A 24286-nucleotide genomic window follows, 5' to 3' on the forward strand; every position below is an offset into this window, starting at 1 on the left:
GATGCGCTATACCGTTCTGCCTCTGCTGTTCACCGCGTCGCTGCTGCCCGCCCAGGGCCCGGCCCCGGCCAAGCCCGCTCCCAAGCCCACCCCGAAGACCGCCGCGAAGGCGGAACCCACCTCCGAGGCCGCCCGCCGGACCTTCCTCCAGGTGCTCGACGCCGTGGATGCCGGGTGGTTCGGCCAGCCCTACCAGGGCATCACCTCCGTGGAGATGCAGGGCACCCTCGGCGTGGCCCTCAGCGGCGCCGCCGTGAACCAGAAGGTGGACAGCCTCAGCCAGGGCCAGGTGAAGGGCAACAGCCAGGGCGGCCAGGCCAACCTCCGCCTCCGGGGCACCTACTTCGCCAACGGCGACTTCCGCACGGACCTGGCCGGGGACTTCGGCAACCTGCTCTACACCCGCCGCGGCACCCGGGGCTTCCTGTACAGCAAGGAGCAGAACGCCTACACCACCCGGGTGGAGCCGCCCCCGTCCGACGCGCCCCGGACCTACATGTCCTGGTTCCGGCAGACCCTGAACGACATCAAGGCCGTCTACATCGACGCCCCCACCTTCAAGGCCAGCCTGGCCGGCGAGGAGACCAGCGGCGGCCGGACCCTGCAGCACCTCGTCTTCAACGCCCCCACCAAGCCCTGGGACGCCAAGCGCCGCGAGCAGAGCATGGCCCAGAGCCTGGGCTTCTGGAAGCGGGGCCGTCTGGAGGTGACCGTGGACAAGGCCACCCAGATGCCCCAGCGGCTGGAGTTCCGGAATGATGAGCAGGGCGTCCACACCCGCATGGACTTCGCCTACGGCGCCGGGAACAAGCTCCAGGCCGTGAACCTCACCAACAGCAGCCGCGGCTTCGAGGGCCCGGGCTGGCTCCGCCTCGGCTACGGCGGGGACGGCCTCATGTCCCACATCGCCGGCGAGCTGGCCAGCCAGGACAAGAAGATCTCCTTCGCCATGGACCTGGCCTGGTCCAAGACCCGCACCCCCAACGACCTCATCGCCATCCCCCCCGCCGGCGCCACCAAGCGCGGTCGCGAGGACATGGAGATCCAGCTCATGGTGGGCCTCGCCTCCAAGATTTTCGACCTCCAGCGCGCCGGTCTCAACCTCCGCAGCGTCGCCATCGGCGGAAAGTAAGTAGACTGGATCCATCGGAGCGTGGCGCAGCCTGGTAGCGCATCTGCTTTGGGAGCAGAGGGTCGCGAGTTCGAATCTCGCCGCTCCGACCAATGGGTTCCAACAATCGCCTGTCGGCGAGATTCGAACTCGCGAGTGGGATCGTGGAGGCGCGACTAGATGTCGCGCCGGAGCGAGACCGGCCCGGCGAAGCCGGGCAGTTCGAATCAGTGTGAGTGAGTCGACCGGACCGTTGGGGCCTGTCGGCGAGATTCGAACTCGCCCTGGCCACGCGGGCGTGGCCAGGATCCAGTGTTGAGTGGGATCGTGGAGGCGCGACTAGATGTCGCGCCGGAGCAAGACCAAGCCGCCCTTCAGGCCGATTCGGATTCCCCGGAAGGCGCCCCTGATCCGGCTATCGATCCGGCCATGGGCACCTGGGACGACCCTCGTATCGGGAACTTCAGCAGGAAGGCCTTCTTGTCCCGCTGGTACTCCGCCGGGTCGTAGTCCGGCGTCGCGGCCAGGCACCACTCCGCGTATTGATGGATGGACATGACGGGCTTGGCGGGGTTCCCGCTGGCCAGGACGTCGGGGGGGATGTTCCGCGTCACGACGGATCCCGCGGCGATCACGGAGTTGGGGCCGATGGTCACGCCGGGGAGGATGATGGCCCGCTGGCCGATCACGCAGTTGTCCAGTACGTTGATCCGGCCGAACTTGATGACCTTCTTGTAGCGCTCCTGGTCGCGGAAGACATGGGTGCCGCCGTCATGCGTGAGAAAGCAGACTTCCGCGGCCATGGCCACATGGTGCCCAATGGTGACGAGGTAGGGTTCTGATCCGAAGTCCGGAAGCCCTCCCAGCTTGCAATCGTCCGGAAGGGTCAGACCGGCCCTTCGAAGCTGCCAGAGCCGGAGGCGATTGTAGAATTTCCGCGCGGAACTGACGATGAGCATGGACCCCCCTGCGGGCGCCCCGGATCGCGAAGAAGGCCCGATCGGGGCGGGGCTTGTGGTTTGGCAACTCCTCCAAAATCTGGAGGAGAAAGGACTGGCACATTCACGGGGCTTAGAAATATCAGAACCGTTTTTTCAATAGTCAGATCTATTGAATGGCTGTAAAACAAGCATACATTCTGTGGATGCTGATGCCAGGAATGAATTGCCCTCGAGCATCCCAATCACTGACATCGAAGGAAGGAGAAAGACCATGGTCGCGGACCCCAATGCCGTCGCCCCAGAGCTCCGCGAGTTCATCTCGCGGAACTTCCTGTTCAGCGACCAGGGCTTCAAGTACGGAGATGACGCCTCCTTCCTCCGGGAAGGCATCATCGATTCGCTGGGAGTCATGGAGCTGGTGACCTTCGTGGAGAAGCAGTACGGCATCGCGGTGGCCGACCACGAGCTCCTACCCAGCAACTTCGATTCCGTGAGTCGGCTGAGCTCGTTCATCACCAGCAAGCTGGCGGGCCATTCATGAGGGGCTCCGGGTGCTTGTCCACGAATTCCTGACCCGCTCGGCCGCCCGCTTCCCGCAGAAGGTCGCCCTGGTGTGCGATGGCCGGCGGCTGACCTACGCGGAGCTGGACGACATGACGGACCGGCTCGGGAACGCCCTCGTCCAGGGGGGCGTGGGCCGTGGCGACCGGGTCGCCCTCCACCTGCCCAACTCGGTGGAGGCGGTGGTCGGGATCTTCGCCGCGTTGAAGGCGGGCGGGACCTTCGTGTGCATCAACGCCTCCACCAAGGCGGAGAAGCTGGCCTACATCCTGAACGATTGCCGTGCCAAGGCGCTGCTGATGCAGGAGCGGACCGGAGGATGGGATGCTGTCCCATCCCTCTCCCTCGGCGTTCTCTGCGGCGCTCAGGAGACGCCCGCGGATCCGCGCCTGCGGCGCTTCGAGGAGACCCTGGCGAAAGCCCCGGCGACCCCCCTGCCCCTGCGCAACATCGACCTGGACCTGGCCTGCCTGGTCTACACCTCGGGCAGCACGGGCGAGCCCAAGGGCGTGATGTGCGATCACAGCAACGTGGATTTCGCCAGCACCGCCATCATGACCTACCTGGAGAACCGGGCGGAGGACGTCATCCTCAGCGCCCTGCCCCTGTCCTTCGACTACGGCCTGTACCAGCTCCTGATGGCGTTCAAGATGGGCGGGACGCTGGTGCTGGAGCGGTCCTTCATGTACCCGACCGTGATCCTCCAGCAGATCCAGGAGGAGCGCCCCACGGGATTCCCCGGGGTTCCGACCATCTTCGCGATGCTGGTCCAGAAGGACCTCCGCGCCTACGACACCTCCAGCCTCCGCTACCTCACCAACACGGCGGCCTCCTTGCCGCCCAGCCGGATCCTCGAACTGCAGGCCGCCTTCCCGGGGGTGGCGCTCTATTCGATGTACGGCCTCACCGAGACCAAGCGCACCCTCTACCTGCCCCCGGACCAGCTCGCCATCCGGCCCGGCTCCGTCGGCATCCCCATTCCCGGCACCGAGGCCTGGATCGAGGACGAATCCGGGCGACGCCTGGGACCGGGCGAGACGGGCGAGCTGGTGGTGCGCGGCCGGCATGTGATGCGCGGCTACTGGGAGGCTCCGGAGGCGACGGCCCAGCGGTTCCGTCCGGGCCCCATCCCGGGCGAACGGCTCTGCTACTCCGGGGACCTGTTCCGCCAGGATGCCGATGGGTACTTCTACTTCCTCAGCCGGAAGGACGACATCATCAAGAGCCGCGGGGAGAAGGTCGCGCCCAAGGAAGTGGAGAACGTCCTCCACATGCTTCCCGGCGTCACGGCGGTGGTGGTGGGTGTTCCCGACCCCACAGCCGGAGAGGTCGTGAAGGCCTTTGTCGTGGCCAACGGGACGCCGCTGACCGAAGCCCAGGTGATCGCCCATTGCCGGGCGCACCTGGAGGATTTCATGGTTCCGAAATACGTCGAATTCAGGACCGATCTGCCCATGACCTCCTCCGGGAAGATCAGCCGGCTCGGACTGCGGTAGGAGCGCCGATGTGCGGCATCGTGGGTATCTGCGCGCTCAACGGGAAACCCCCGGCCGAGGCTTCGACCCTGCGCCGCATGCTGGGGATGATCCGCCACCGGGGCCCGGACCAGTTCGGGATCTACGTGGATGACCACGCGGCCCTGGGCAACGCGCGGCTCAGCATCATCGACCTGAGCACCGGCCAGCAGCCCATCTCCAACGAGGACGGCACCCTTTGGATCGTGTTCAACGGGGAGATCTTCAACCACCCGGAGCTCCGCCAGGAGCTGGAGCGGAAGGGCCACCGGTTCGCCACCGCCTGCGACACGGAAACGGTCCTTCACGCCTACGAGGAGTACGGTCCGGGCTGCCTGGCGAAGTTCAACGGCCAGTTCGCCATCGCCATCTGGGACACGCGGAACCGCGCCCTGTTCCTGGCCCGGGACCGGCTGGGCGTGCGCCCCTTGTTCTACACCTTCGCCGACGGCCGCCTGGTGTTCGGCTCCGAGATCAAGGCGATCCTGGCCGCTCCCGGCGTGGCGGCCGCCGTGGATCCCCTGGCCCTGGACCAGATCTTCACGTTCTGGAGCCCCCTCTCGCCGCGCTCCTTCTTCCAGGGGATCGAGGAGGTCCCGCCGGGCCACTTCCTGCGCGTGCGGGAGGGCCGCGTGGCCCTGGAGCCCTACTGGCAGCTGACCTTCCCGGATGGACGCCCGGAGCCTGCGCGCTCCCAGGACGAGTACGCCGCCGAACTGCGGGAGCTCCTCATCGATGCCACGCGCATCCGGCTGCGGGCGGACGTGCCCGTGGGCGCCTACCTGAGCGGAGGATTGGATTCCTCCACCATCACCGCGATCGTCCGCCACCACACGGCGAGTCCGCTGGAGACCTTCTCGATCTCGTTCTCGGACGCGGACTACGACGAAAGCGGGTTCCAGACCCGGATGGCCCGGCACCTGGGCACCGATCACCACGTGGTCCACGCCTCCGACTCCGACATAGGAAGGGTGTTCCCGGAGGTGGTCTGGCACACCGAGACCCCGCTTCTCAGGACCTCCCCGGCGCCGATGTTCCTCCTGTCCGGGCTGGTCCGGGAGAAGGGCTTCAAGGTGGTTCTCACGGGCGAGGGCGCCGATGAGTTCCTGGCGGGCTACGACCTGTTCAAGGAAGCCAAGATCCGCCGGTTCTGGGCCGCCCAACCGGACTCCAAGCTTCGTCCGGCCCTGTTCAGCCGGATCTACCCCTGGATCTCGGGGCTGACCCAGGGCGGGTCGGCCTATGCGACGGCCTTCTTCGGCCTGGGACTGGAGGAAACCGCCTCCTCCAGCTATTCCCACAGCCTCCGCTGGCGCACCACCAGCCGGGCCAAGCGCTTCTTCAGCGACGACCTGGCAGATCGGATCCGCGCCGCCGGCTCCGGAGACCACCTGGATCCCGCCTTCCCCGCCGGCTTCGATGGCTGGGATCCCCTCCACCGGGCCCAGTACCTGGAGATCTCCATCTTCCTGTCCCAGTACCTGCTGTCGTCCCAGAGCGACCGGGTGGCCATGGGCCACTCGGTGGAGGGGCGATTCCCCTTCCTGGATCATCGGGTGGTCGATTTCTGCAACCGGCTCCCCCCGGACCTGAAGTTGCATGGCCTCAAGGAGAAGTACCTGCTGAAGGAGGTCAGCCGCGAGTGGCTTCCCGCGGAGATCACCGACCGGCCCAAGCAGCCCTACCGCGCGCCGATCCATCGGGCCTTCTTCAATGATTCGCCCCCGGACTACCTCGAGGACCTGCTCTCGCCCTCCGCCATCCGCACCTCGGGCTTCTTCAATCCCGCGGCCGTGGATCATCTGGTCGCCAAGGCCCGGCGGGGCCAGGGTCTGGGCGAAACCGACGACATGGCCCTGGCCGGCATCATCTCCACCCAGCTCGTGGACGCGCAGTTCCTGTCCGGATTCGTGCCGGCCCACCCCCTGGACGATGACGACGACGTGAAGGTCGTGGTCGGTCGGGGCGTCTGTCCCTGAGGAATGCCCATGCCCATGAACCCCCGAGTCCTGGATATCGATGCTGCCGCCGAGACGGATCGGATCGTGCAGTGGCTGAGGGAGAACATGCGGGGCCTCCACCGCATGGGCGCCGTGCTCGGCATCAGCGGGGGAATCGATTCTTCCGTCTGCCTGGCGCTCTGCGTCAAGGCCTTCGGGCCCGAGCGGGTGGTGCCCCTCCTGCTGCCGGAGAAGGACTCGGATCCAGCCTCGGAGGATCTCGCCCGGATGCTGGCGGCCCACTTCGGCGTCACCCCCGTGCTGGAGGTCATCACGCCGGCGCTGGATGGGTATGCCTGCTACCAGCGGCGGGACGAGGCCATCGCACGGGTCTTCCCCGAGTACGACGCCAGCGCCGGCTACAAGGCCAAGATCGTCCTGCCCCCGGGGCTCCTGGACCAGGGCACGCTGAACGTCTTCTCCCTGACGATCATCACCCCCGAGGGCGAGGAGAAGAGCGCGCGGCTGCGTCCCACGGAGCTGGCCCAGATCGTGGCTGCGTCCAATTTCAAGCAGCGCACCCGCACGGCGATGCTCTACTACCACGCCGAACTCAGGAACTACGCGGTCATCGGGACGCCCAACAAGAACGAGCACGACCAGGGATTCTTCGTGAAGTACGGCGATGGCGGCGTGGACCTGATGCCCATCGTCCACCTGTACAAGACGCAGGTGTACCAGCTGGCCCGTCACCTGGATGTCCCCGAGGTCATCCAGAAGCGCCCGCCGACCTCCGACACCTACAGCGCCCCCACAACCCAGGAGGAGTTCTTCTTCCGCATCCCCTTCCGGACCATGGACCTGCTCTGGTACGCCCAGGAGAACCAGGTTTCCGTGGAGGAGACGGCCGCCGCCCTGGACATGACGTCCGACCAGGTGCGGCGCGCCTTCGACGACTTCACCCAGAAGAAGCGGTCGACGTACTACCTGCGGACCCCTCCCCTGGACATGACCTCCCTCGGGACGCCGGCCTTCGCGGGCCGCTGAATCCGCTCCCGCCTCCTTGGAGGGCTCCCCATGACCTCGATGTCCGGACTCCCGCCCCCGAAGCCCGCCCTGGCGTGGATCAGGAGGAGCTTCCTCTCCGCGGCGGTGGCCCTTCTCCTGACCTGTTCCCCCAGGGCGGGGACCCCCGGAGCCGCCCAACCCAAGGAGCGCGCCGTGCCGCACGAGCCTGCCTCAAGGATCCTCTTCCTGCACCACAGCACCGGCGAGGCCATCTGGGAAGCCGGCCTGCCCCAGTTCTTCCAGGCCTGGAACGCGACCCACGGCACCCGTTACGCCATCACGGAGATGACGTATCCGATGGCCAACGGCGGGCATACCCGGCTGGACCGGATGCTCCCCACGCGGGTGTTCCGGCGCCTGGTGCACGACCGCTACCCCTGGGAGAACAACCCCTATGACTACTGGAACCTGTGGGTGGCCCATGCTGGGACCGCGAGGGACCGGCAGGAGCCCAACCTGGATGACCTCGCCGCGTCCCACGACGTCATCGTCTTCAAGCACTGCTTCCCTGTCAGCCGGGTCCTGCCCGAGGACGGGGCTTCCAGCGTGGCCTCCCCGAAGAAGACCCTCGCCAATTACCGCCTGCAGTACGAGGCCCTCAAGACCCGCATGCACCAGTTCCCCCGCACCACCTTCATCGTGTGGACCGGTCCGGCGCTGACGGAGGCCTCCACCACCCCTGAGGAAGCGGAGCGCGCCCGGCAGTTCGCCACCTGGGTGAAGGAGACCTGGGACGAGAAGGGCGACAACATCTTCGTGTGGGACTTCCGCGAACTGGAGACCGAGGGAGGCCTGTACCTGAAGCCGGCCCATGCCGACGGGCCCACCAATGCCCATCCCTCCCGGACCTTCGCGGGGAAGGCCGCTCCACTCCTGGGGCGACGCATCGTGGACGTCATCGAGGGACGGGGAGACCAGTCCAGCCTGACAGGAGGCTGAGGCCCGCCACCCGGGTACGCAAGTAGCGGCCGACATGGCCACGGAGGAACAGATGGATGACGACAAGGTGGGCGAAAGCGCCAGTCCCGCGGTCCCCGCGGAGGATCAGGGCCCCGCCGCCCGGCTTGCGGCCGGGCATCACCGCTTTCTGGGGGTCGACTTTCTGGTGGGCGAGGACGTCCTGGTTCCCCGGGAGGAGACGGAGATCCTGGGGCGGGAGATCCTGGCCCTTCTCCGCGCCCTGTCGCAGGAGGAGCCGGAACGGGAGCTGCGGGTGATCGACATGGGCTGCGGATCGGGGAACCTGGCCTGCACCGCGGCGCTGGGGGTACCCACCGTGAGGGTCTGGGCCGCAGACGCCTCGGACGCCTGTGTCCACCTGACCCGAGCGAATGTGGCCCGCCTTGGCCTGGAAGACCGGGTCGTGGTCGCCCAGGGGGATCTCTTCGCGTCCCTCGCGAACGAAGGCCTGGAAGGCACCATGGACCTGGTGGTGATGAACCCGCCCTACATCCCCTCCCATGTGCTGGAGGCAACCCTGGCGGGCCTGCTTCGGCATGAACCCAGGGCCGCCTTCGACGGCGGCCCGTACGGGATCACGATCCTCACGCGGCTCTTGCAGGAGGCGCCGGCGTTCCTGAACCCAGGGGGGCACCTCCTGTTCGAGTTTGGGCTGGGGCAGGCCAAGCTGGTGCAGGCCCTGGTGGAGCGGAACCGGCGCTACGCCACCACCCGGTTCGTCGCGGATGCCCAGGGCCATCCGAGGGTGGCTGTCCTCGGGCTGTAGCCCTTCACCAGATGGGCGCCGCCTCCAGGGTCCGCGCCACCAGCTGCCGGGCGGCGCCGACGATGGCGTCGGCCTGGGGGGCGAAGGCCTGCTCCAGGGGGTAGCTGGCGGGGGCCGGCGCGTCCGGGCCCGTGAGGCGGACGAGGGGGGCCCGCAGGGACTCGAAGGCCTGCTCGGCGATCAGGGCCGCCACCTCGGCCCCCACGCCGCAGAGGCGGCTGGCCTCGTGGACGAGGATGGCGCGACCGGTCTTGCGCACGGAGGCGAGGATCGTGGCCTCGTCCAGGGGCTTGAGGGTGCGCAGGTCCACCACCTCGGCGGAGACGCCCTCGGCCGCCAGGGCCTCGGCGGCGGCCAGGCAGGTGTGGACGGTCTTGGCGTAGGAGATGAGGGTGACATCCGAGCCCTCGCGGCGGATGGCGGCCTTCCCGAGGGGGACGATCTCGTCGGTCTCCGGCACCTCGCCGGGCGCGAAGGCCAGGCCGATGTCCATGAAGAAGAGCACGGGGTTCTCGTCGCGGATGGCGGCCTTCATGAGGCCCTTGGCATCGGCCGGCGTGGCGGGCATCACCACCTTCAGGCCAGGCGCATGGACGAACCAGGCCTCCAGGTTGTGGTTGTGCTGGGCGCCCACGCTCCAGCCCCCGCCGGTCATGGCCAGCGCGACCATGGGGAACGAGAACTGGCCGCCGGACATGTAGCGCAGCTTGCCGGCGCTGTTCACCAGCTCGTCCATGGCGAAGCAGAGGAAGGGCGCGAAGAGCAGGTCCACCACCGGGCGCAGGCCCGTGGCGGCGGCCCCGGCGGCGGTGCCGGCGATGATGCCCTCGGCCAGGGGCGTGTTGCGCACGCGCTGGGGCCCGAAGGCCTTGAGCAGGCCCTTGCGCTTGGTGGCGGTGCCCTCGCCGAACATGAGCACGCGCGGATCGCGGGCCATCTCCTCGTGGAGGGCGGCTTCGACGGCGTCGTGGAAGGTCATTTGATTCATCTGGGTCATGGGTCGGGCTCCTCAGGCGTAGACGCCGGTGGCGAGGTCGGCGGGATCGGGATAGGGCGAAGCGGCGGCGAAGGCGGCGGCGTCCTCGATGGCCTGGCGGGCCTGGGCGTGGAGGGCCTCGAGGCCGTCCGTCGTGAGCTCGCCGGCCTCCAGGAGGCGGGCCTCCATGCGGGCGATGGGATCCTTGGCCATCCAGGCCTCGAGCTCCGCGGGATCCACGTAGGACTGGTCGTGGGGCTCCATGTGGCCGCGCTGGCGGTAGGTCCAGGCCTCCAGCAGGAAGGGCCGGCGCGTCTCGCGCACCTGGGCGGCGGCGTGCAGGGCGGCCCTGCGCACGGCCTCCACGTCGTTGCCGTCCACGGTGAGGCTGTCGATGCCGTAGGGGGCGGCCCAGGGGGCCACATGGTCGCCCACCATGGTCTCCTTGCGGTGCACGAAGGCCTGCCATTGGTTGTTCTCGCAGACGTAGAGCACGGGCAGGTTCCAGACCGAGGCCAGGTTCAGGGACTCGTGGAAGATCCCCTCGCAGGCCGCGCCGTCGCCGAAGAAGCACACGACGATGCCCTCGCCGCCCAGCATGGCCCGCGACAGGGCCACGCCCGGCGCCAGGGACAGCTCGCCGCCCACGATGGTGGAGGTGAGCACCACGCCCAGCTCCTTGACCGAGATGTGCAGGGTGCCGCTGCGGCCCTGGCAGTAGCCGGTGCTGCGGCCCATGACCTCGGCCAGCATGCGGCCGGGGTCCGCCCCCCGGGCCAGCAGGTGGCCGGCGCTGCGGTGGTTGGTGAGGATCTGGTCCTCGGCCCGCAGCGCGGAGACCACGCCCACGGCGGCGGCCTCCTGGCCCACGGAGGTGCAGACATTGGGGAAGGGGCCCGCGGCGTGGAAGGCCACGATCCGCTCTTCGTATGCCCGGATGCGCAGCATGGCCGCGAGCAGGTCCTGGCGGGTGGGCCCAGGGGTGGATGCAGGTGTGTGCGCAGGGGTGGGCACAGGTGTGGAAGGGGTCATGGGACCTCGCGTCGGAAAGGGGGTCTGGGGGTCAGTGGGACGGGGCGAAGGGGGCGTCGGTGATCCAGCGGCGGAGGTGGTCCACCGCGGCCTGGTCCACGCGCACGGTACCCAGGGGCGGCATCTGGGCGATGGGATCCCGGGAGGCCATGCGGTGCAGCAGGGCGCTGCGCTCGGGATGGCCGGGGCTGAGGAGGCGGCTCTCGGGCTGGCCGGGCACGGGAAAGCTGCCAGTGCCGGCCGTCGTGCGGAGGGCATGGGCGGGGCGCAGGTCCAGGTCCAGGCCCGGGATGGGCCGGTCCGCCCGGTGGCAGGTGGCGCAGTTTGCCTGGAGGTAGCCCAGGGCCGTCCTGGTGGCGGGATCACCCGCGATGCGGGGTGGACGGGCGAGGAGATCGGGCCGGGCGCCCCGGAGCAGGCCCCGGGAGACCAGGTCCGCCAGGGTGATCAGGCCGGGCCGGAGGGGCTCGCCGTGGAGGGCGCCGGGATCCCGGTCCGGGGAGAGTTGAAGGGCCGTGAAGCCCAGGACCTCCACCTGCCCCTGGCCGTGGCAGTCCCGGCAGTCCGCCCGCGAGGGGATGGCGTGGCGCAGGCCCGGGGCCACCTCGGCGGCGTCGGGAAGGCCGCCCTCGGGCACGAGGACCGCGTCGGTCTGGGCCTCGTTCCAGGCGTAGCTGGCGAAGACCCAGGTCCCGGGCCCGGTCTTCCAGAGAAGGCGCGTCTCCACTTTGCGGCCCCCGAAGGCGAACTCCTTCCAGGCCTTGGTGCCCACCGGGAACACCCAGCCCGCCTCGTCGCGGCCATCGATGGCCGCCGGCAGGTGGATCCACCGGGCCTTGGCCGCGCCGTCCGTCCACAGCGGGTACTGGGGCGCGTAGGCCAGGTTCCGGGCCGCCACCACGCCCGGCGCGGCGTAAAGGCCGGTCTGGGAGAGCAGACGGGGCGGGGCGGGGGCCTTCGCGGCCCCCGGCAGGGCGCCGAGGGCCAGGAGGACCGGAAGGAGGGGGCGCACGGCAGGGCTCCGGTTCAGTGCATGGGGATGGGCGTGGGCGCGGGCGCCTCGGGGGCGGGCACCTTGTTCTTCACGGCCGGGATGGACTGCAGGTAGGCGAAGATGGCCTTCAGGTCCGCCTCGTTGACCTGCTGGAGGTTCTGGATGGGCATCGGGGGCAGGATCGCGCGGCCCTGGCCCAGGTGGCGGGCGGAGCGGACCATCCGGAGGAACTGGGCCTCGGTCCAGCTGCCCAGGCCCGTCTCCTTGTCCGGCGTCAGGTTGGCGGCATAGGTCACGCCCCAGGGACCACTGAAGGCGGTCATGGTCAAGGAGCCCGCCCAGCCCCAGGGGGCCTCGGTCAGCTTCGGCGCGGGGGGCATCTTCAGGCCCTCGGGGTGGCCGGAGAGCATGCGGGTCATGTCCGGCTCGGGGCCCTTGGGGCCCATCTTCAGGGGCGTGTGGCAGTCGTGGCAGCCCGCGATGGTGACCAGGTAGCCCCCATGCTGGATCTGCTTCTGCCGGGAAGGGGAGGCGGCCTGCGCGGTCGCCGTGCCGAGGAGGAGGCCGAGGACGGCCAGGGGGAGGGTGCGGGACAGGGACATGGATCACCTCATCAGGAAGGTCGGGGCTCGAAACCCGATGAGGGATATATGCCACCGATGACGATCGGTTTATTGCTTTTTTCCATCCTTAAGAAAGAATTAGCGGGCTTTTAAGAGGAATTTAAGATTATCCAGGTTCCTCAGGGCTCCGGCGCCACTTCCTCCAGGTCCAGGGGGCGGGCCACCACCAGCCGGAAGCGCCCGCGGCCCGTCTTCTCCAGCTGGACGCAGGCCCCGCGCTCCACCAGGCGGCGGTGCAGGAGGACCAGGCGGGCCTCCAGGTTGTCGCTCTGGTCCGGCAGTCGCACCCGGGGGTCCGCCCGCAGTTCCCGGTTGCTGAACTGGGTGCGGCCCAGGGCCTGGTGATCCTGGAGGAGGGTCCAGAGGATGTTCCCGGCCACGCCCTTGATCAGGTAGTCGTCGCCCAGGAACACGCTGTCGTTGACGGCGTAGTGGCGCACGCGCAGGGGCGGACCGTCGGGCCGGGATTCCCGGATGGCACCGGGGTGGGCCTCCTCCCCCAGCTCCAGCTCCGCCTGGAAGAGCCGGAAGAGGCCGCCCACCTGGATGGCCAGGGCCACCAGGGCGTCCTCGTCCGCATGGGTGAAGCGCATCTCCGTGGCGCTCTCCACGAAGAGCACGCCCAGGGGCTCGCGGGTCCCGGGGATGGGCACGGCCAGCTGGCTGCCGGGTGAGGCCAGGCCCGGGAAGGGGATCTCGGTCTCCAGCAGGTCGCCCATGCCCCGGCGTTCGGCCCCCTCGCGCATGGCGAGGCCGTAGGCGTATTCGGAGGTGACGTGGGAGATGCGGATGGGCGCCCGCTCCCGGGCCGCCACGCCGATGACACCTTCGCCCACCGGGATCTCCGAGCCCACGCCTGAAGTCGCATAGCCTCGGCTGGCCACGGTGTAGAGCCGGTCGCGGCGGGGATCCAGCATCATCACCAGGGCCTGCTCGATGGCGAAGTGGGCCTGCAGGCCGTCCAGCAGCGCGTCCAGGAGGGACTCGGCATCGGAGCTGGTGGGCAGCCGCTCCATGCAGGCGCGCAGGGCCAGGAGGGGATCCACGGTGGGGGACGGGGCGGGCAGGGCGCTCCCCGGCACCACCTCGGCCCCCTCGATGCGGTAGATGTCGGAGCCCAGCAGGCGGAACACGCCGGTCATGCCCGTGTGGGACGCGATGCCCGCCAGCTTGGCCTTCATGGACTCGAAGACGGGACCCTGGGTCTCCGTGCGCTCGTAGACGAGGTGGAGCCGGTATTGCTGGGCCGTCTGGGGGTGGATGAGGCCGAGGATGACCCGCGGATTCGTGAGCAGGTTCTGGTGGGTGCGATTGAAGAACTGGTAGGAGAGGGCCAGGTGCCCCTCGTCGAGGTACTGGCCCTGGGACATGTAGGCCACGTTGGGGGTGCCGTCCGCGGCGCAGGTGGACACCACGCCGGGGATGACGCCATCCAGGCAGTCGCGGAGTGCGCGGACGGGGATCATGGGCCCCCCGGAGCCCGGGGAGGGGGCGGGGTCGAGGTCAGCGGCGTTCCGGCCTGGGCCCCCGGCGTCGAGTTGAAGAGGGCCGAGGGTGTGAAGGTCAGGGCTACCAGTGCCTCGTCGGGGCAGTCGAGCAGGGTCCGGACCATGACCTCCGTGAAGCCCATGAAGACCAGGCACTGCGCGAAGGCCGTGCGGTAGGCCCTGACGCAGGCGAGATCACTCTCGGCCAGGGGTTCGATGCGGGCGTCCTGGCCCTTGATCTGGACCGTGCGGTGGGTCGGTGGCTCGCTGAAGACCACGGCCAGGGCGCCGCTCTGCGTGGTGTCCCGGACGAGGTCCACGGCCTGGGGCCCGGCGAAGAACAGGCGGAGGCGGCCTGTGGCGGGGTCCACCCGGCAGCCGGAAGCCCGACAGAGGCTGGGGACACCCTCCGCGCTGGCGGAACCCGCGTTGATGGACACGCCCCCCATGACGAAGCGGGTCAGCTCCGGATCGAGGAAGAGGGACGGGAGGGCCTGCATGGCGTGATGATTTTATCCAATCTCCCTTGACTGGTGGGGCGGACAAGCGGAGGTCGTGGTTCCACCCTGGCGCGGCTCTTCCCGATGCTCTGGTATTCTTTGCCCGTGCATCCCGCCTCTGTCACCCGAACTGCTCGGCCCGTCGCGCGCTGGCGCCCGCAGCTCGAAACTGGGCTGGCGGCCATCGACCAGCAGCACCGGGAGCTCTTCGAGGCGCTGGCCCGGCTGACCGGTGAGCTCGATGCGGGATCGCCGGACGAGCCGCTGGCCGCCCTGGCCCGGCACCTCATCAAGCACTGCCAGACCGAAGAGAGCCTCATGAAGGAGGCGGGATTCCCCGGCCGCGTCGCCCACATGAACCAGCACCAGGAGGTGGTCCTCCGCGTGCGCGACCTCCAGTACCGGCGGATGAAGGGCCAGCCCGTCGGCCGGGAGGCGCTGGCCGACCTGGGGGCCTGGCTCGAGCAGCACATCAGCGAAGCGGACCAGGCCATGGCGGGGTACCTGAAGGGCCTTCACACCGCGTGAGCCCAGCTGGGCGCACGCGGTGGCGCCGACCCACTTCACGCTGGCCTCGAACGGCCATCGGCTGGCCCCGGCCATGACGGCGCCGGGCCGACATCAAGTCGGCCCTCTGCCTATGGCCTACCGGGCCGCCGATGTTTCTCGACGCTGGACCCCGGTCACGTCCGCGCGGCCGGGGCTGGTCCGAGTCCAGCCAGGCGCACTTGGTGCGCCTAGCTGGGCTCGAACCAGCGACCTGCGGCTTAGAAGGCCGCTGCTCTATCCACCTGAGCTATAGGCGCGCGAGGGATAGTCTAGCGGGTCGGGGGGTGTCTAGACTGGGGGCTCCGGGAGGCGCCCATGTCCGAGACCCTCGACCCCATCCAGGATGAGGTGCAGGACCACGCCAGGGACAGCCGGCTCAACGGGTTCATCGCCCTCTTCGTGGCGGTGGTGGCGACGTTCATGGCCCTCTGCAACGTGAAGGATGGCAACGTCGTCCAGGCCATGCAGCAGTCCCAGGCCAGGGCGGTGGACCAGTGGGCCTTCTACCAGAGCAAGAGCACCAAGCAGCACATCGCCGAAAACGCGGTGGAGATGCTGAGGGTCCAGCTCGACATGAGCCCGGGGCTGAAGCCGGAGGCGCGCGCCAAGGTGGAGGCCCGCATCGCAGCCCAGGAAGCCGCCGGCCGGAAATACGAGAAGGAGAAAGAGGAGATCAAGGCCGAGGCGGAGCGGGCGGCCAAGGACTACGACGCGATGAACGTCCACGACGACCAGTTCGACCTGGCGGAAGCCTGCCTGAGCGTGGCCGTGGCGCTGGCGGGTGTCACGGCCCTCACCCGCAAACGCTGGCTCTTCGCCGTGGCGGGGATCTTCGCGGGCATCGGCCTGGTCTTCGGCCTGGCGGGCTTCTTCCACTGGAATCTGCACTCCGACGTGATGGCGAAGCTCCTGGGTTGAGGTTCACCATCCATACGAAAAAAAGGGGGCCTTGTGAGGTCCCCTTTTTTCGCAGCGTCTGGATGATTCAGAAGTGGATCTGCAGCTGGGCCATGGGCGCGGTGACGCGCTTGTTGGTGGCGGGGGCGGGGCCGTCGTTGTTCGGACCGCCGAACTTGTTGTTCCAGTACTCGAAGCCGGGGCCGACATAGACCTTCTTCTTGGTGCCGAAGAGGGGGCTGATGTCGAAGAGCAGGGAGAGGTTGGCCAGGGTCTCAGGCTTGGTCTCCACGCCGAAGCCGTCCTTGCCCTTGGCGCCCTCGTAGTTGGCGTAGCCCTTGAACTCGGCGCCCACCTGGCCCATCTGGAAGGGGATGCCCCAGGCGGCGGTGACGTAGTAGGTGGTCTTGAAGTCCACGGACCGGCCCACGATGCCGTTGTAGTTCTGCTCGTGGCAGGCCAGGAGGCCCAGGTCGAAGAAGCCGTCCGTCACCTTGAAGTTGAAGGTGGGGCCGGCGACCAGGAAGCGCTTCTTGGAGGCGAAGGCGTTGTCCTTGGAGTTGAAGTCGAAGCCGGCGGTGAGGGAGATGTCGCGCACGGGGCCGAAGCCGAGGTCGGTCTTCGTGAGCTTGCCGAGGCTCAGGGAGCCGCGGTAGAGCGCGTAGACCTCGTTGGCGCCGCTGTTCCCGCTGGCGGTGGGGTCGTTCCGGTCGGACATGAGCATGTCCACGTTGAAGAAGTTCGTGCCGTAGGCCCAGCCGCTGACGTGGCCGAGCTGGAGGATATTCTTCTTCACGGTGCCGTCGATGCCGGGCTCGCGGAACTGGGTGCCGGTGCGGTAGCCGATGAAGGTGTCGCTCCAGTCGGCGGCGGCGGCGGGCAGAGCCACCAGGGCCACGAGAGCGAGGGCGAATTTGGACATGGAAACTCCGTGAAAAGCAGCCACTGAGGCTAGGCGGACAGGAAGAGCAGCTTGAGGAGGAAGATGGCCGAGAGCACGAGGATGATCGGGTTGATCTCCTTGAAGCGCCCGGTGGCGGCCTTCAGCACGGTGTAGGCGATCATGCCGAGGGCGATGCCGTTGACGATGGAGAAGGTGAAGGGCATGACCACCACGGCCAGGTAGGCAGGGATGGCGTCGGTGACGTCGTCGAAGCGGATCTCCTTGACCTCCGACAGCATGAAGAAGCCGATCATCATGAGCGCCGGGGCCGTGGCCTGGAGCGGCACCATGAGGAAGAGGGGCGAGAGGAAGAGGGCGAGCGCCAGCCAGCCCGCCACCACCAGGGCCGTCAGGCCCGTCTTGCCGCCCTCGGCCACGCCGGAGGCGCTCTCGATGTAGGCGGTGATGGCCGTGGTGCCGAACATGGACGCGAAGGTGGTGCCCACGGCGTCGGCCATGAAGGCCTTCGACGCGCCCGGGAACTTGCCCTCCTTGTCCAGCAGCTTGCCCTGGGCGCCGATGCCCATGAGGGTGCCGATGGTGTCGAACATGTCCACGAAGAGCAGGGTGAACAGGATGATGAAGATGTTGATCATGCCGCCCAGGGACCTGGTCCAGCTCCAGTCGTACTGGAACATGTGGGGCCAGCTGGGGATCTGGAAGAGCGTGCCCTTGGGCAGGTGGGTGAAGCCGCCGCCGAAGGACACGGGCAGCAGGCCCACCAGGGTGATGGCCAGGATGCCCAGGAGGATGGCGCCCTTCACGCGCTTGGCCACCAGCACGGCGATGAGGAAGAGGCCCACCACGGACCAGAAGGCCGGGGTGAGGTGGCCGTGGTCCCAGAACTTCGCGATGAAGAGGTTGTTCACGTCATGCAGACCGAAGAGGGCCGAGGGGTCGTTCTTCAGCACCGGGAAGATCGTGTCGGGCTCGAACTTCAGGCCCACCTGGGTGACGCCGGAATCCACGAAGCCGATGATGGCGATGAAGAGGCCGATGCCCACGGAGATGCCCTTCTTCAGCGAGAAGGGGATGGCGTCCATGAACGCCTCGCGCACCTTCATGGCGCTGAGAGCGATGAAGACGAGGCCCTCCAGCAGCAGGGCCGTGAGGGCCACCTGGATGGTGTAGCCCATGCCGCCCTGGTTGGCCGGCGCGCAGACCGTGAACGCGAAGAAGGCCGAGAGGCCGATGCCCGAGGCGAAGGCGATGGGCAGGTTCGCGTAGAAGGCGCCGATGAGCGTCGAGAGGATGGCGCAGACCACGAAGGCCGTGAAGCCCTGCGCCGGCGCGATGCCGGCCACCTTGAGGAAGGCGTTGGGGATAAGCGAGATCACGTAGGCCATCGAGATGAAGGTGGTGGTGCCCGCGAGCACCTCCGTGGCCACCGTGGTGCCCTTGGCCTTCAGACCAAAAAACCGTTCCATGCGGTACTCCTCGAAAGGGGTGGAGGGATCAGGACTGCGTTTCCGTGTCGTTGCTGAGGCCCAGGTGGTCGAGGCCCCAGAAGAGCAGGCTGAGGACGATGGCCACCACCGTGCCGAGCGCCATGCCCTTGAGCTCCACGGTGCCCAGCTTTACGGCGGCGCCGCTGATGCCGCTGATGAGCACTACCGAGGTGAGGATCAGGTTGCGGGACTGGGTGTAGTCCACCTGCTTCTCGATGAGCATGCGGATGCCCGCGGCGGCGATGACGCCGAAGAGCAGGATGCAGACGCCGCCCATGACGGGCACCGGGATGCTCCGGATGAGGGCCGCCAGCTTCCCGGAGAAGGAGACCAGGATGGCGATGACGGCCGTGCCGCCGATGACCCACACGCTGTAGACCTTGGTGATGGCCATGACGCCGATGTTCTCGCCGTACGTGGTGTTGGGCGTGGCCCCGACCAGGCCCGAGAGCACGTTGGAGAGGCCGTCGCCCAGCAGGGAGCGGTGCAGGCCGGGCTCCTTCATCAGGTCCTTGCCGACGATGTTCCCCGTCACCACCAGGTGCCCCACGTGCTCCGCCAGGACCACCAGTGCGGCGGGCAGGATGATGAGGATGGCCTGCAGGTTGTAGGTGGGCGCGTAGAGGGTGGGCACCTGGAACCAGGGCGCCAGGCGCACGGACTGGAAGTCCACCACGCCGAGGCCCAGCGAGATCAGGTAGCCCGCGATGACGCCCAGCAGCACGGGGATCACCGCCAGGAACCCGCGAAGCAGGATGGAGGCCAGGATGGTCACGGCCAGGGTGGACAGCGAGACCACCAGGGCCAGCCGCAGCGGCATGCCCAGCACGGCGGGACCGGCCGTGAGGCCCGCCATGTTGGTGGCCACGGGGGCCAGCTCCAGGCCGATGATGGCCACGATGGCGCCCATGGCGGCCGGGGGGAAGATGATGTCGATCCAGCGGGTGCCCGCGACACGCACCACCTGAGACAACAGCATGAAGATGAGGCCGAAGACGATGAAGCCGCCCTGGGCGGCCGAGTAGCTGAGGCCCGCCGCCAGCACGGCGAAGACCGGCGAGAGGAAGGCGAAGCTCGAGCCCAGGTAGGCGGGGATGCGGCCCTTGGCCACCACCAGATAGATCAGCGTGCCCACGCCGTTCATCAGCAGGCAGGTGGCCGGGTTCACCTTGAAGAGGAAGGGCACCAGCACCGTGGCGCCGAACATGGCGAACAGGTGCTGGAGGCTCAGGGGCGCGGTCTGCAGCAGGGGCAGGCGTTCGTCGACGTCGATGGTGCGGCGCTGCATGGGGGCCTCGGCGGGTGAGGACCTTGTGAAGGCACCGCGGGATGGCGCCCGGCTCCGGGGCCCGGGGAGGGTCCCTTCGGTCCGGAGGCACAAGGACATTTCAATTGTCCTCTGCCTGGGCGTTTGCAGCCGTCACATTATGTTTTTTCCAGGCACCATGCGCGATGGGCCCCGTGCGGTGGCCCGCGGGGTGGGAACAAGGGCTCTAGCGGGATCCCCGTCCGCGGCCCGCCGGGGCCCCCTGGGGAACCTTCGCTTCCTCCCGGGGCCGCCCGGCGGCCTTCCTCAGGAACTGCTTCGTGGACATGAACTCCAGCATGGCCTCGAAGGCGTCCGCGGGCTGGGGCCGTCCCAGCAGGAACCCCTGGAGGCAGTCGCAACCGAGCAGTTCCAGGGCGTCGCGCTGGACCTCGGTCTCCACGCCCTCGGCCACCACCGTGAGGTTGAGGCTGTGGGCGAGCTGGATCACCGCCCGCACGATGGCGTCGGAGGAGAGGGCCGGATCCTCGGACTGCAGCGCCGCGATGAAGGACTGGTCCAGCTTCAGGGTGGTGATGGGCAGGCGCTGGAGGTAGCCCAGGGAGCTGTAGCCCGTGCCGAAGTCGTCGATGGCGATCCGCGTGCCGATCTCCCGCAGCCGGTGGAGCGGCGCCAGGTCCTCGTGGCCCTGCCGCATGACCAGGCTCTCCGTGAGCTCCAGCTCCAGGCACCCCGGCTCCAGGCCCGTGTCCGCCAGGGCCCGGGCCACACAGGCATCCCAGTCCCCGTTGGCGAACTGGAGGACGGAGACGTTCACGGCGAGGATCAGCGGGGAGGGGCTGATGGTCTGCCACTTGGCCATCTGGCCGCAGGCCTCGCGGAGCGCCCATTCGCCGATGGGCAGGATGAGGCGGCTCTCCTCGGCCAGGGGGATGAATTTCACGGGAGGCACGGCGCCCAGCAGCGGGTGGTTCCAGCGCATCAGCGCCTCGGCTCCTGCGAGGCGGCCGTCCATGAAGAACTGGGGCTGGTAGTACATCTGCAGCTCGCCGTTCTGCAGGGCGCTCCGCAGGCAGCTCTCCAGCTCCTGCCGCTCCAGGGAGACCTCGTTGAGTGTGCTGGTGAAGCACTCGATGCGGTTGCCGCCGCGCTCCTTGGCGCGGACCAGGGCGGATTCCGCATGGGCCTCCAGGATGTGGGCGTCCATGCCGTCGTTGGGGAAGACACAGACGCCGATGCTGGCGGTGAGGTCGATCTCCCGGGACCCGGCGCGGAAGGGCACCTGGAGGGCCTCCAGGAGCTTCTGCCCCACCCGGGCGGCGGCCACCACATCCTTGATCTCCTGGAGCAGGACCAGGAACCGGTCGCCGCCCATGCAGGCGAGCGTGTCGCCCTGGCGCAGAGCCTCCTGGAGGCGCTGGCCGAGGAGCCGCAGCACCTCATCGCCCCCGGGGTGCCCCAGCAGGTCGTTGACGCGCTTGAAGCGGTCCACGTCCAGGAGGAGGACGGCGACGATGTGCCCGTGCCGCTGGGCCACCAGCAGGGCCTGGGACAGCCGGTCCGCGAAATGCCGATGGTTGGGCAGGCCGGTGACCCCGTCCAGCAGGCTCAGCTCGGACACCCGCTGCTCCAGCGCCTGGATGCGCCGCTCGGCGTTCCGGAGGCGGCCGATCGCATCGAGACGGTCGATCTTGAGCATGAAGCCCTTGAGATCCAGACCGTGGGGACGCTCGTTCGGCAAATGCACTCCGGATGGCATTCAAATCCTAAGGCACCCGTTCGGATGGCGCCACGGAGAAAGGCTTTTCCGAGGAAAAAAACGTCGACCAGATCAGGGAAAGATGTGCCGGCCAGGCACCTCCGGAGGGGTCCCTTTCCTGGAACCGGATCTGACCCCGGGCCGCGGGCGGCCCATGGTGGAGTCCGCGGGAGACCCTGCGGAGGAGTTGCCCATGCGACCACCTGACTCGGAAGGCCGGTTCCGGCCTATCGCCATCCTGGCCCTTTCCACCCTGCTTCTCCTGGCCGCAGCCTGCGGCGGGGGCGGTGGAGGCGGCGCGGCGGCGATGCCCCCGCCCCCTCCACCCTATGTCCGGTACGCCACGCTGTCGGGGGTCGATGAGGTGCCCGCCAACGCCTCCACCGCCACGGGTGCGGCCACCTTCTCCGTGAATCCCACCACGAAGGTCCTCACGGGAACCGTGACCACCGCGGGGATCGCCGGGGTGGCCGCCCACATCCACGAGGGCGCCGCCGGCGTGGCGGGCCCCATCATCATCCCCCTCAGCGGTGGGGCCGCCGGCGTCTGGACCGTCCCCGCCAACACGGTGCTGACGGATGCGCAGTACGCCAAGCTCCAGGCCAACGGCTACTACGTGAACGTCCATAGCGCGGCCTTCGCCGCCGGCGAGATCCGTGGCCAGATCGAACTCCAGGTGAGCTTCGCCACCCTCACGGGCGGCCAGGAGACTCCGACCAACACCAGCACCGCCACGGGTTTCGCCTCCTTGGCCGTGAACGCGACGACTGGGGCCATCCGCGGCTCCGTGGTCACGGAGGGAATCACGGGGACCGGCGCCCACATCCACGAGGCGGCCGCCGGCACTGCGGGGCCCATCCTCATCCCCCTCTCGGACGCGGGCGGCGGCGTCTGGACCGTGCCGGCGGGGGCGGCTCTCACCAGCGCCCAGGTGGCCAGCTGGCAGGCGGGCAACCTCTACGTGAACGTCCACTCGGCGGCCTTCCCCAGCGGCGAGATCCGCGGCCAGCTGAACGTGGCCGCTCCCGTGACGCAAACGGCCACCCTCTCCGGTGCCAGCGAAACCCCGGCCAACGCCTCGACCGCCACGGGCACGGGGGCCTTCAGCCTCAACCCCGCCACCCTCGAGCTGATCGGCGGCGTGGCCACGACCGGGATCACGGGGACCGGGGCCCACATCCACGAGGCACCGGCGGGGACCGCCGGGCCTATCATCGTGCCCCTGACGGATGCGGGCGGCGGTATTTGGACCGTGCCGGCGGGGACCCGCCTCACCAGCAGCCAGTTCATCAGCTGGCGGACGGGGAACCTCTACGTGAACGTCCACAGCGCGACCTATCCCAGCGGCGAGATCCGGGGCCAGCTGGGCGGTTCCTCCAGCGGAGGGACGGGAGGGGGCACCGGAGGCGGAGGGTACTGAGCGCCCTCGGGTGGGGCCCGGCGTCGCAGAGGGACGCCGGGCCTTTTCGCGTGGCCGTTCAGCCGCCTGTCCGGCGGGTGGTGCGGGCCTCTTCCAGGACCTTGGCGGAGCAGGCGAGACGGGTGTGACCCGGGAGCAAGAGCCTGCTCCTGCCGGTCGGCGACCAGGGCCAAGTCTCTGCCCACTATGGGGCCACCGACCTCCCGGGGCTTGGCCGGGGGTCGAGGCGGATCATGGCGGCACCCCGTTGCCGGAGAGGGTGTTGTCCGTGATGCTGTTGCCCGAGGACAGGTACTCGAGAATGCCGTTCCGCCCGTTGCTGGTCACGGTGTTGCGGGTGACGGTGGTGCCCGCGACGCCATTCCTCAGGTAGATGCCATACCCCACGTTGCTCTGGACGGTGTTGTTCTTCACGACATGGCCACCGGTGTTGGAGGCCTCGAGGCCGCTGCGGGGGCCCGAGCTGAGGCTGCCCGCGCCATTGCCGCTCATGGTGTTGCCGTCGATCACCACGTTGTAGATGAAGGCCAGGCCGGAGTAGGCGATGGGCACCCCCACCTCGATGCCGTCGCCCGCGTTGTTCGTGAAGACGCAACCCGTGATCAGCACGTTGTTGACCGTCTGGCCGCTGTTCGGCTCGATGTCGAGGCCGTCCTCGGGAAGGGTGCCGCCGGTGTTGACGAAGCGGGAATCCCGGACGACGATGCCGTTCCCCCCGGTGATGGAGAGCCCCTGGCGGCGGTTGTGGTCCGCGGTGACGTGGCAGAGGGTCACGTCGCTGGCATCGGTCACCGTGAACCCGTCGCCCCAGCATTCCCTCGCGGTGATCCCCACCACGGCGATGTGCTGGGCGCCGCCTGTGATCCGGAGTCCCATGCCCTGCTCGCCGGTGCTGCCCGTGTGGGCGCTGCGCTCGCCCAGGAGGGTGCCACCCAGGATGTTCACGTTCGAGACTCCTGACACCCGCAGGATGGTGTAGTTGTCCGCGCCGTTCGGGATGGCTGCCAGCACGGCGCCGCTGTCGAGGGAGAGGGTCATGCCGCTCCTCAGGAGCAGGGAGGTGAGGGCGTTCACGTGGTAGGTCCCTGCCGGGACCGAGACCGTGCCCCCGGTACCGCCGACGGCATCGATGGCCTTCTGCAGGGCGGCCGTGTCATCGGTGGTCCCGTCGCCCTTGGCGCCATAGGGCGCATCCTTGACGTTCACGATCAGGGAGGATGTGGGCGTGGGGGCGCAGTTCGCCACCGGCGGCTCGACCGCTCCCGCCGCTCCGGATTCTCCTCCGTGGCAGGTGCAGAGGAGGAGTCCCCCGCCGATCGCCAGGCCCCCGAGCACACCCTTCCAGTAAGATGGCGGGTTGCCCCCCCGAGAAGCGGATCCGGCTTGGCGGCGCCGTCGGATCCCAGGGCCTGGGGGTGGAAGGGGGAGGGGCTGCATGGAGGGCCTCCGGACGGGAACCATATCATCCACCAACTTGCGTAAGCATCCTGATTTTCCTTGCGAGCTTGTGGTAAATAGCGATATATCTAT

At 68.7% G+C, this 24286-nt stretch carries 22 protein-coding genes and 2 tRNA genes; 11 read left to right on the plus strand and 13 right to left on the minus strand.

Annotation, left to right across the window (positions count from 1 at the left end; genetic code table 11):
- Window position 1: 1 nt before the first annotated feature.
- Entirely contained in the window at window positions 2-1132 is a 1131-nt protein-coding gene (locus tag MLG87_RS11645; RefSeq protein WP_243295340.1) for a hypothetical protein, read from the plus strand.
- 15 nt (window positions 1133-1147) lie between these two features.
- Window positions 1148-1224: transfer RNA gene (locus MLG87_RS11650), tRNA-Pro, on the plus strand.
- Between the two features lie 261 nt (window positions 1225-1485).
- On the opposite strand, the gene MLG87_RS11655 is transcribed toward MLG87_RS11650, so the two are convergent.
- Window positions 1486-2070, minus strand: a complete 585-nt coding sequence (locus tag MLG87_RS11655; RefSeq protein WP_243295341.1) for an acyltransferase — start codon at window positions 2068-2070, stop codon at window positions 1486-1488.
- A 253-nt stretch (window positions 2071-2323) separates the two neighbouring features.
- Between MLG87_RS11655 and MLG87_RS11660 the strand changes: the two genes are divergently transcribed.
- Genes MLG87_RS11660 through MLG87_RS11685 form a run of 6 tightly spaced genes read left to right on the plus strand, consistent with a single transcriptional unit; the run spans window position 2324 to window position 8861 of the window.
- A complete protein-coding gene (locus MLG87_RS11660; protein ID WP_243295342.1) occupies window positions 2324-2593 on the plus strand; it encodes an acyl carrier protein in 270 nt (89 codons plus the stop codon).
- Window positions 2594-2603: 10 nt separating this feature from the next.
- Window positions 2604-4109 carry a class I adenylate-forming enzyme family protein gene (locus MLG87_RS11665; protein WP_243295343.1) on the plus strand — a complete coding sequence of 502 codons (1506 nt, stop codon included), beginning with the start codon at window positions 2604-2606 and terminating at the stop codon, window positions 4107-4109.
- Window positions 4110-4117: 8 nt separating this feature from the next.
- Window positions 4118-6106 (plus strand): asparagine synthase (glutamine-hydrolyzing), encoded by a 1989-nt coding sequence (gene asnB, locus MLG87_RS11670; RefSeq protein WP_243295344.1) that lies wholly within the window; start codon window positions 4118-4120, stop codon window positions 6104-6106.
- A gap of 9 nt (window positions 6107-6115) precedes the next feature.
- Window positions 6116-7114 carry an NAD(+) synthase gene (gene nadE / locus MLG87_RS11675; RefSeq protein ID WP_243295345.1) on the plus strand — a complete coding sequence of 333 codons (999 nt, stop codon included), beginning with the start codon at window positions 6116-6118 and terminating at the stop codon, window positions 7112-7114.
- A gap of 30 nt (window positions 7115-7144) precedes the next feature.
- Window positions 7145-8074, plus strand: a complete 930-nt coding sequence (locus MLG87_RS11680; protein WP_243295346.1) for a hypothetical protein — start codon at window positions 7145-7147, stop codon at window positions 8072-8074.
- Window positions 8075-8126: 52 nt separating this feature from the next.
- Window positions 8127-8861 (plus strand): N5-glutamine methyltransferase family protein, encoded by a 735-nt coding sequence (locus MLG87_RS11685; protein ID WP_243295347.1) that lies wholly within the window; start codon window positions 8127-8129, stop codon window positions 8859-8861.
- Between the two features lie 4 nt (window positions 8862-8865).
- On the opposite strand, the gene MLG87_RS11690 is transcribed toward MLG87_RS11685, so the two are convergent.
- The 6 genes from MLG87_RS11690 to MLG87_RS11715 form a co-directional block, all read right to left on the minus strand.
- The gene (locus MLG87_RS11690) at window positions 8866-9849 is read right to left on the minus strand and encodes an alpha-ketoacid dehydrogenase subunit beta (RefSeq protein WP_425250894.1); all 984 of its coding nucleotides are present in this window, start codon (window positions 9847-9849) and stop codon (window positions 8866-8868) included.
- 21 nt (window positions 9850-9870) lie between these two features.
- Complete coding sequence (locus MLG87_RS11695) at window positions 9871-10869, minus strand: thiamine pyrophosphate-dependent dehydrogenase E1 component subunit alpha (protein WP_243295349.1); 999 nt, start codon at window positions 10867-10869, stop codon at window positions 9871-9873.
- A gap of 31 nt (window positions 10870-10900) precedes the next feature.
- Entirely contained in the window at window positions 10901-11881 is a 981-nt protein-coding gene (locus MLG87_RS16315; RefSeq protein WP_243295350.1) for a c-type cytochrome domain-containing protein, read from the minus strand.
- 14 nt (window positions 11882-11895) lie between these two features.
- Window positions 11896-12465: a hypothetical protein gene (locus MLG87_RS11705; protein ID WP_243295351.1), complete on the minus strand. Its 570-nt coding sequence runs from the start codon at window positions 12463-12465 to the stop codon at window positions 11896-11898.
- Between the two features lie 140 nt (window positions 12466-12605).
- On the minus strand, window positions 12606-13952 hold the full coding sequence (locus MLG87_RS11710; protein WP_243295352.1) for a GAF domain-containing protein: 1347 nt from the start codon (window positions 13950-13952) through the stop codon (window positions 12606-12608).
- Window positions 13949-14473 (minus strand): hypothetical protein, encoded by a 525-nt coding sequence (locus MLG87_RS11715; protein ID WP_243295353.1) that lies wholly within the window; start codon window positions 14471-14473, stop codon window positions 13949-13951. Before MLG87_RS11715 ends, MLG87_RS11710 begins: the two co-directional genes overlap by 4 nt.
- Window positions 14474-14557: 84 nt before the next feature.
- Between MLG87_RS11715 and MLG87_RS11720 the strand changes: the two genes are divergently transcribed.
- Window positions 14558-15001 carry a bacteriohemerythrin gene (locus MLG87_RS11720; RefSeq protein ID WP_243295354.1) on the plus strand — a complete coding sequence of 148 codons (444 nt, stop codon included), beginning with the start codon at window positions 14558-14560 and terminating at the stop codon, window positions 14999-15001.
- 201 nt (window positions 15002-15202) lie between these two features.
- Here the strand turns inward: MLG87_RS11720 and MLG87_RS11725 are convergent.
- Window positions 15203-15279 (minus strand) — tRNA-Arg (locus MLG87_RS11725).
- Between the two features lie 58 nt (window positions 15280-15337).
- On the opposite strand from MLG87_RS11725, the gene MLG87_RS11730 reads away from it, so the two are divergent.
- Window positions 15338-15940: a DUF4337 domain-containing protein gene (locus MLG87_RS11730; protein ID WP_243295355.1), complete on the plus strand. Its 603-nt coding sequence runs from the start codon at window positions 15338-15340 to the stop codon at window positions 15938-15940.
- 67 nt (window positions 15941-16007) lie between these two features.
- On the opposite strand, the gene MLG87_RS11735 is transcribed toward MLG87_RS11730, so the two are convergent.
- From MLG87_RS11735 to MLG87_RS11750, 4 genes are all read right to left on the minus strand, one after another.
- Window positions 16008-16841 carry a hypothetical protein gene (locus MLG87_RS11735; RefSeq protein WP_243295356.1) on the minus strand — a complete coding sequence of 278 codons (834 nt, stop codon included), beginning with the start codon at window positions 16839-16841 and terminating at the stop codon, window positions 16008-16010.
- 29 nt (window positions 16842-16870) lie between these two features.
- Entirely contained in the window at window positions 16871-18289 is a 1419-nt protein-coding gene (locus tag MLG87_RS11740) for an NCS2 family permease (RefSeq protein ID WP_243295357.1), read from the minus strand.
- 28 nt (window positions 18290-18317) lie between these two features.
- Window positions 18318-19598 (minus strand): uracil permease, encoded by a 1281-nt coding sequence (gene uraA, locus MLG87_RS11745; protein WP_243295358.1) that lies wholly within the window; start codon window positions 19596-19598, stop codon window positions 18318-18320.
- Between the two features lie 205 nt (window positions 19599-19803).
- Window positions 19804-21318 (minus strand): putative bifunctional diguanylate cyclase/phosphodiesterase, encoded by a 1515-nt coding sequence (locus MLG87_RS11750; protein ID WP_243295359.1) that lies wholly within the window; start codon window positions 21316-21318, stop codon window positions 19804-19806.
- Window positions 21319-21529: 211 nt separating this feature from the next.
- Between MLG87_RS11750 and MLG87_RS11755 the strand changes: the two genes are divergently transcribed.
- Window positions 21530-22756, plus strand: coding sequence for a CHRD domain-containing protein (locus tag MLG87_RS11755; RefSeq protein ID WP_243295360.1), 1227 nt, complete (start codon window positions 21530-21532; stop codon window positions 22754-22756).
- 231 nt (window positions 22757-22987) lie between these two features.
- On the opposite strand, the gene MLG87_RS11760 is transcribed toward MLG87_RS11755, so the two are convergent.
- Window positions 22988-24001, minus strand: a complete 1014-nt coding sequence (locus MLG87_RS11760; RefSeq protein WP_243295361.1) for a right-handed parallel beta-helix repeat-containing protein — start codon at window positions 23999-24001, stop codon at window positions 22988-22990.
- Window positions 24002-24286 lie beyond the last annotated feature (285 nt).

It is taken from the genome of Geothrix mesophila (genome assembly GCF_022808835.1).
Classification (GTDB): Bacteria; Acidobacteriota; Holophagae; order Holophagales; family Holophagaceae; genus Geothrix; species Geothrix paludis.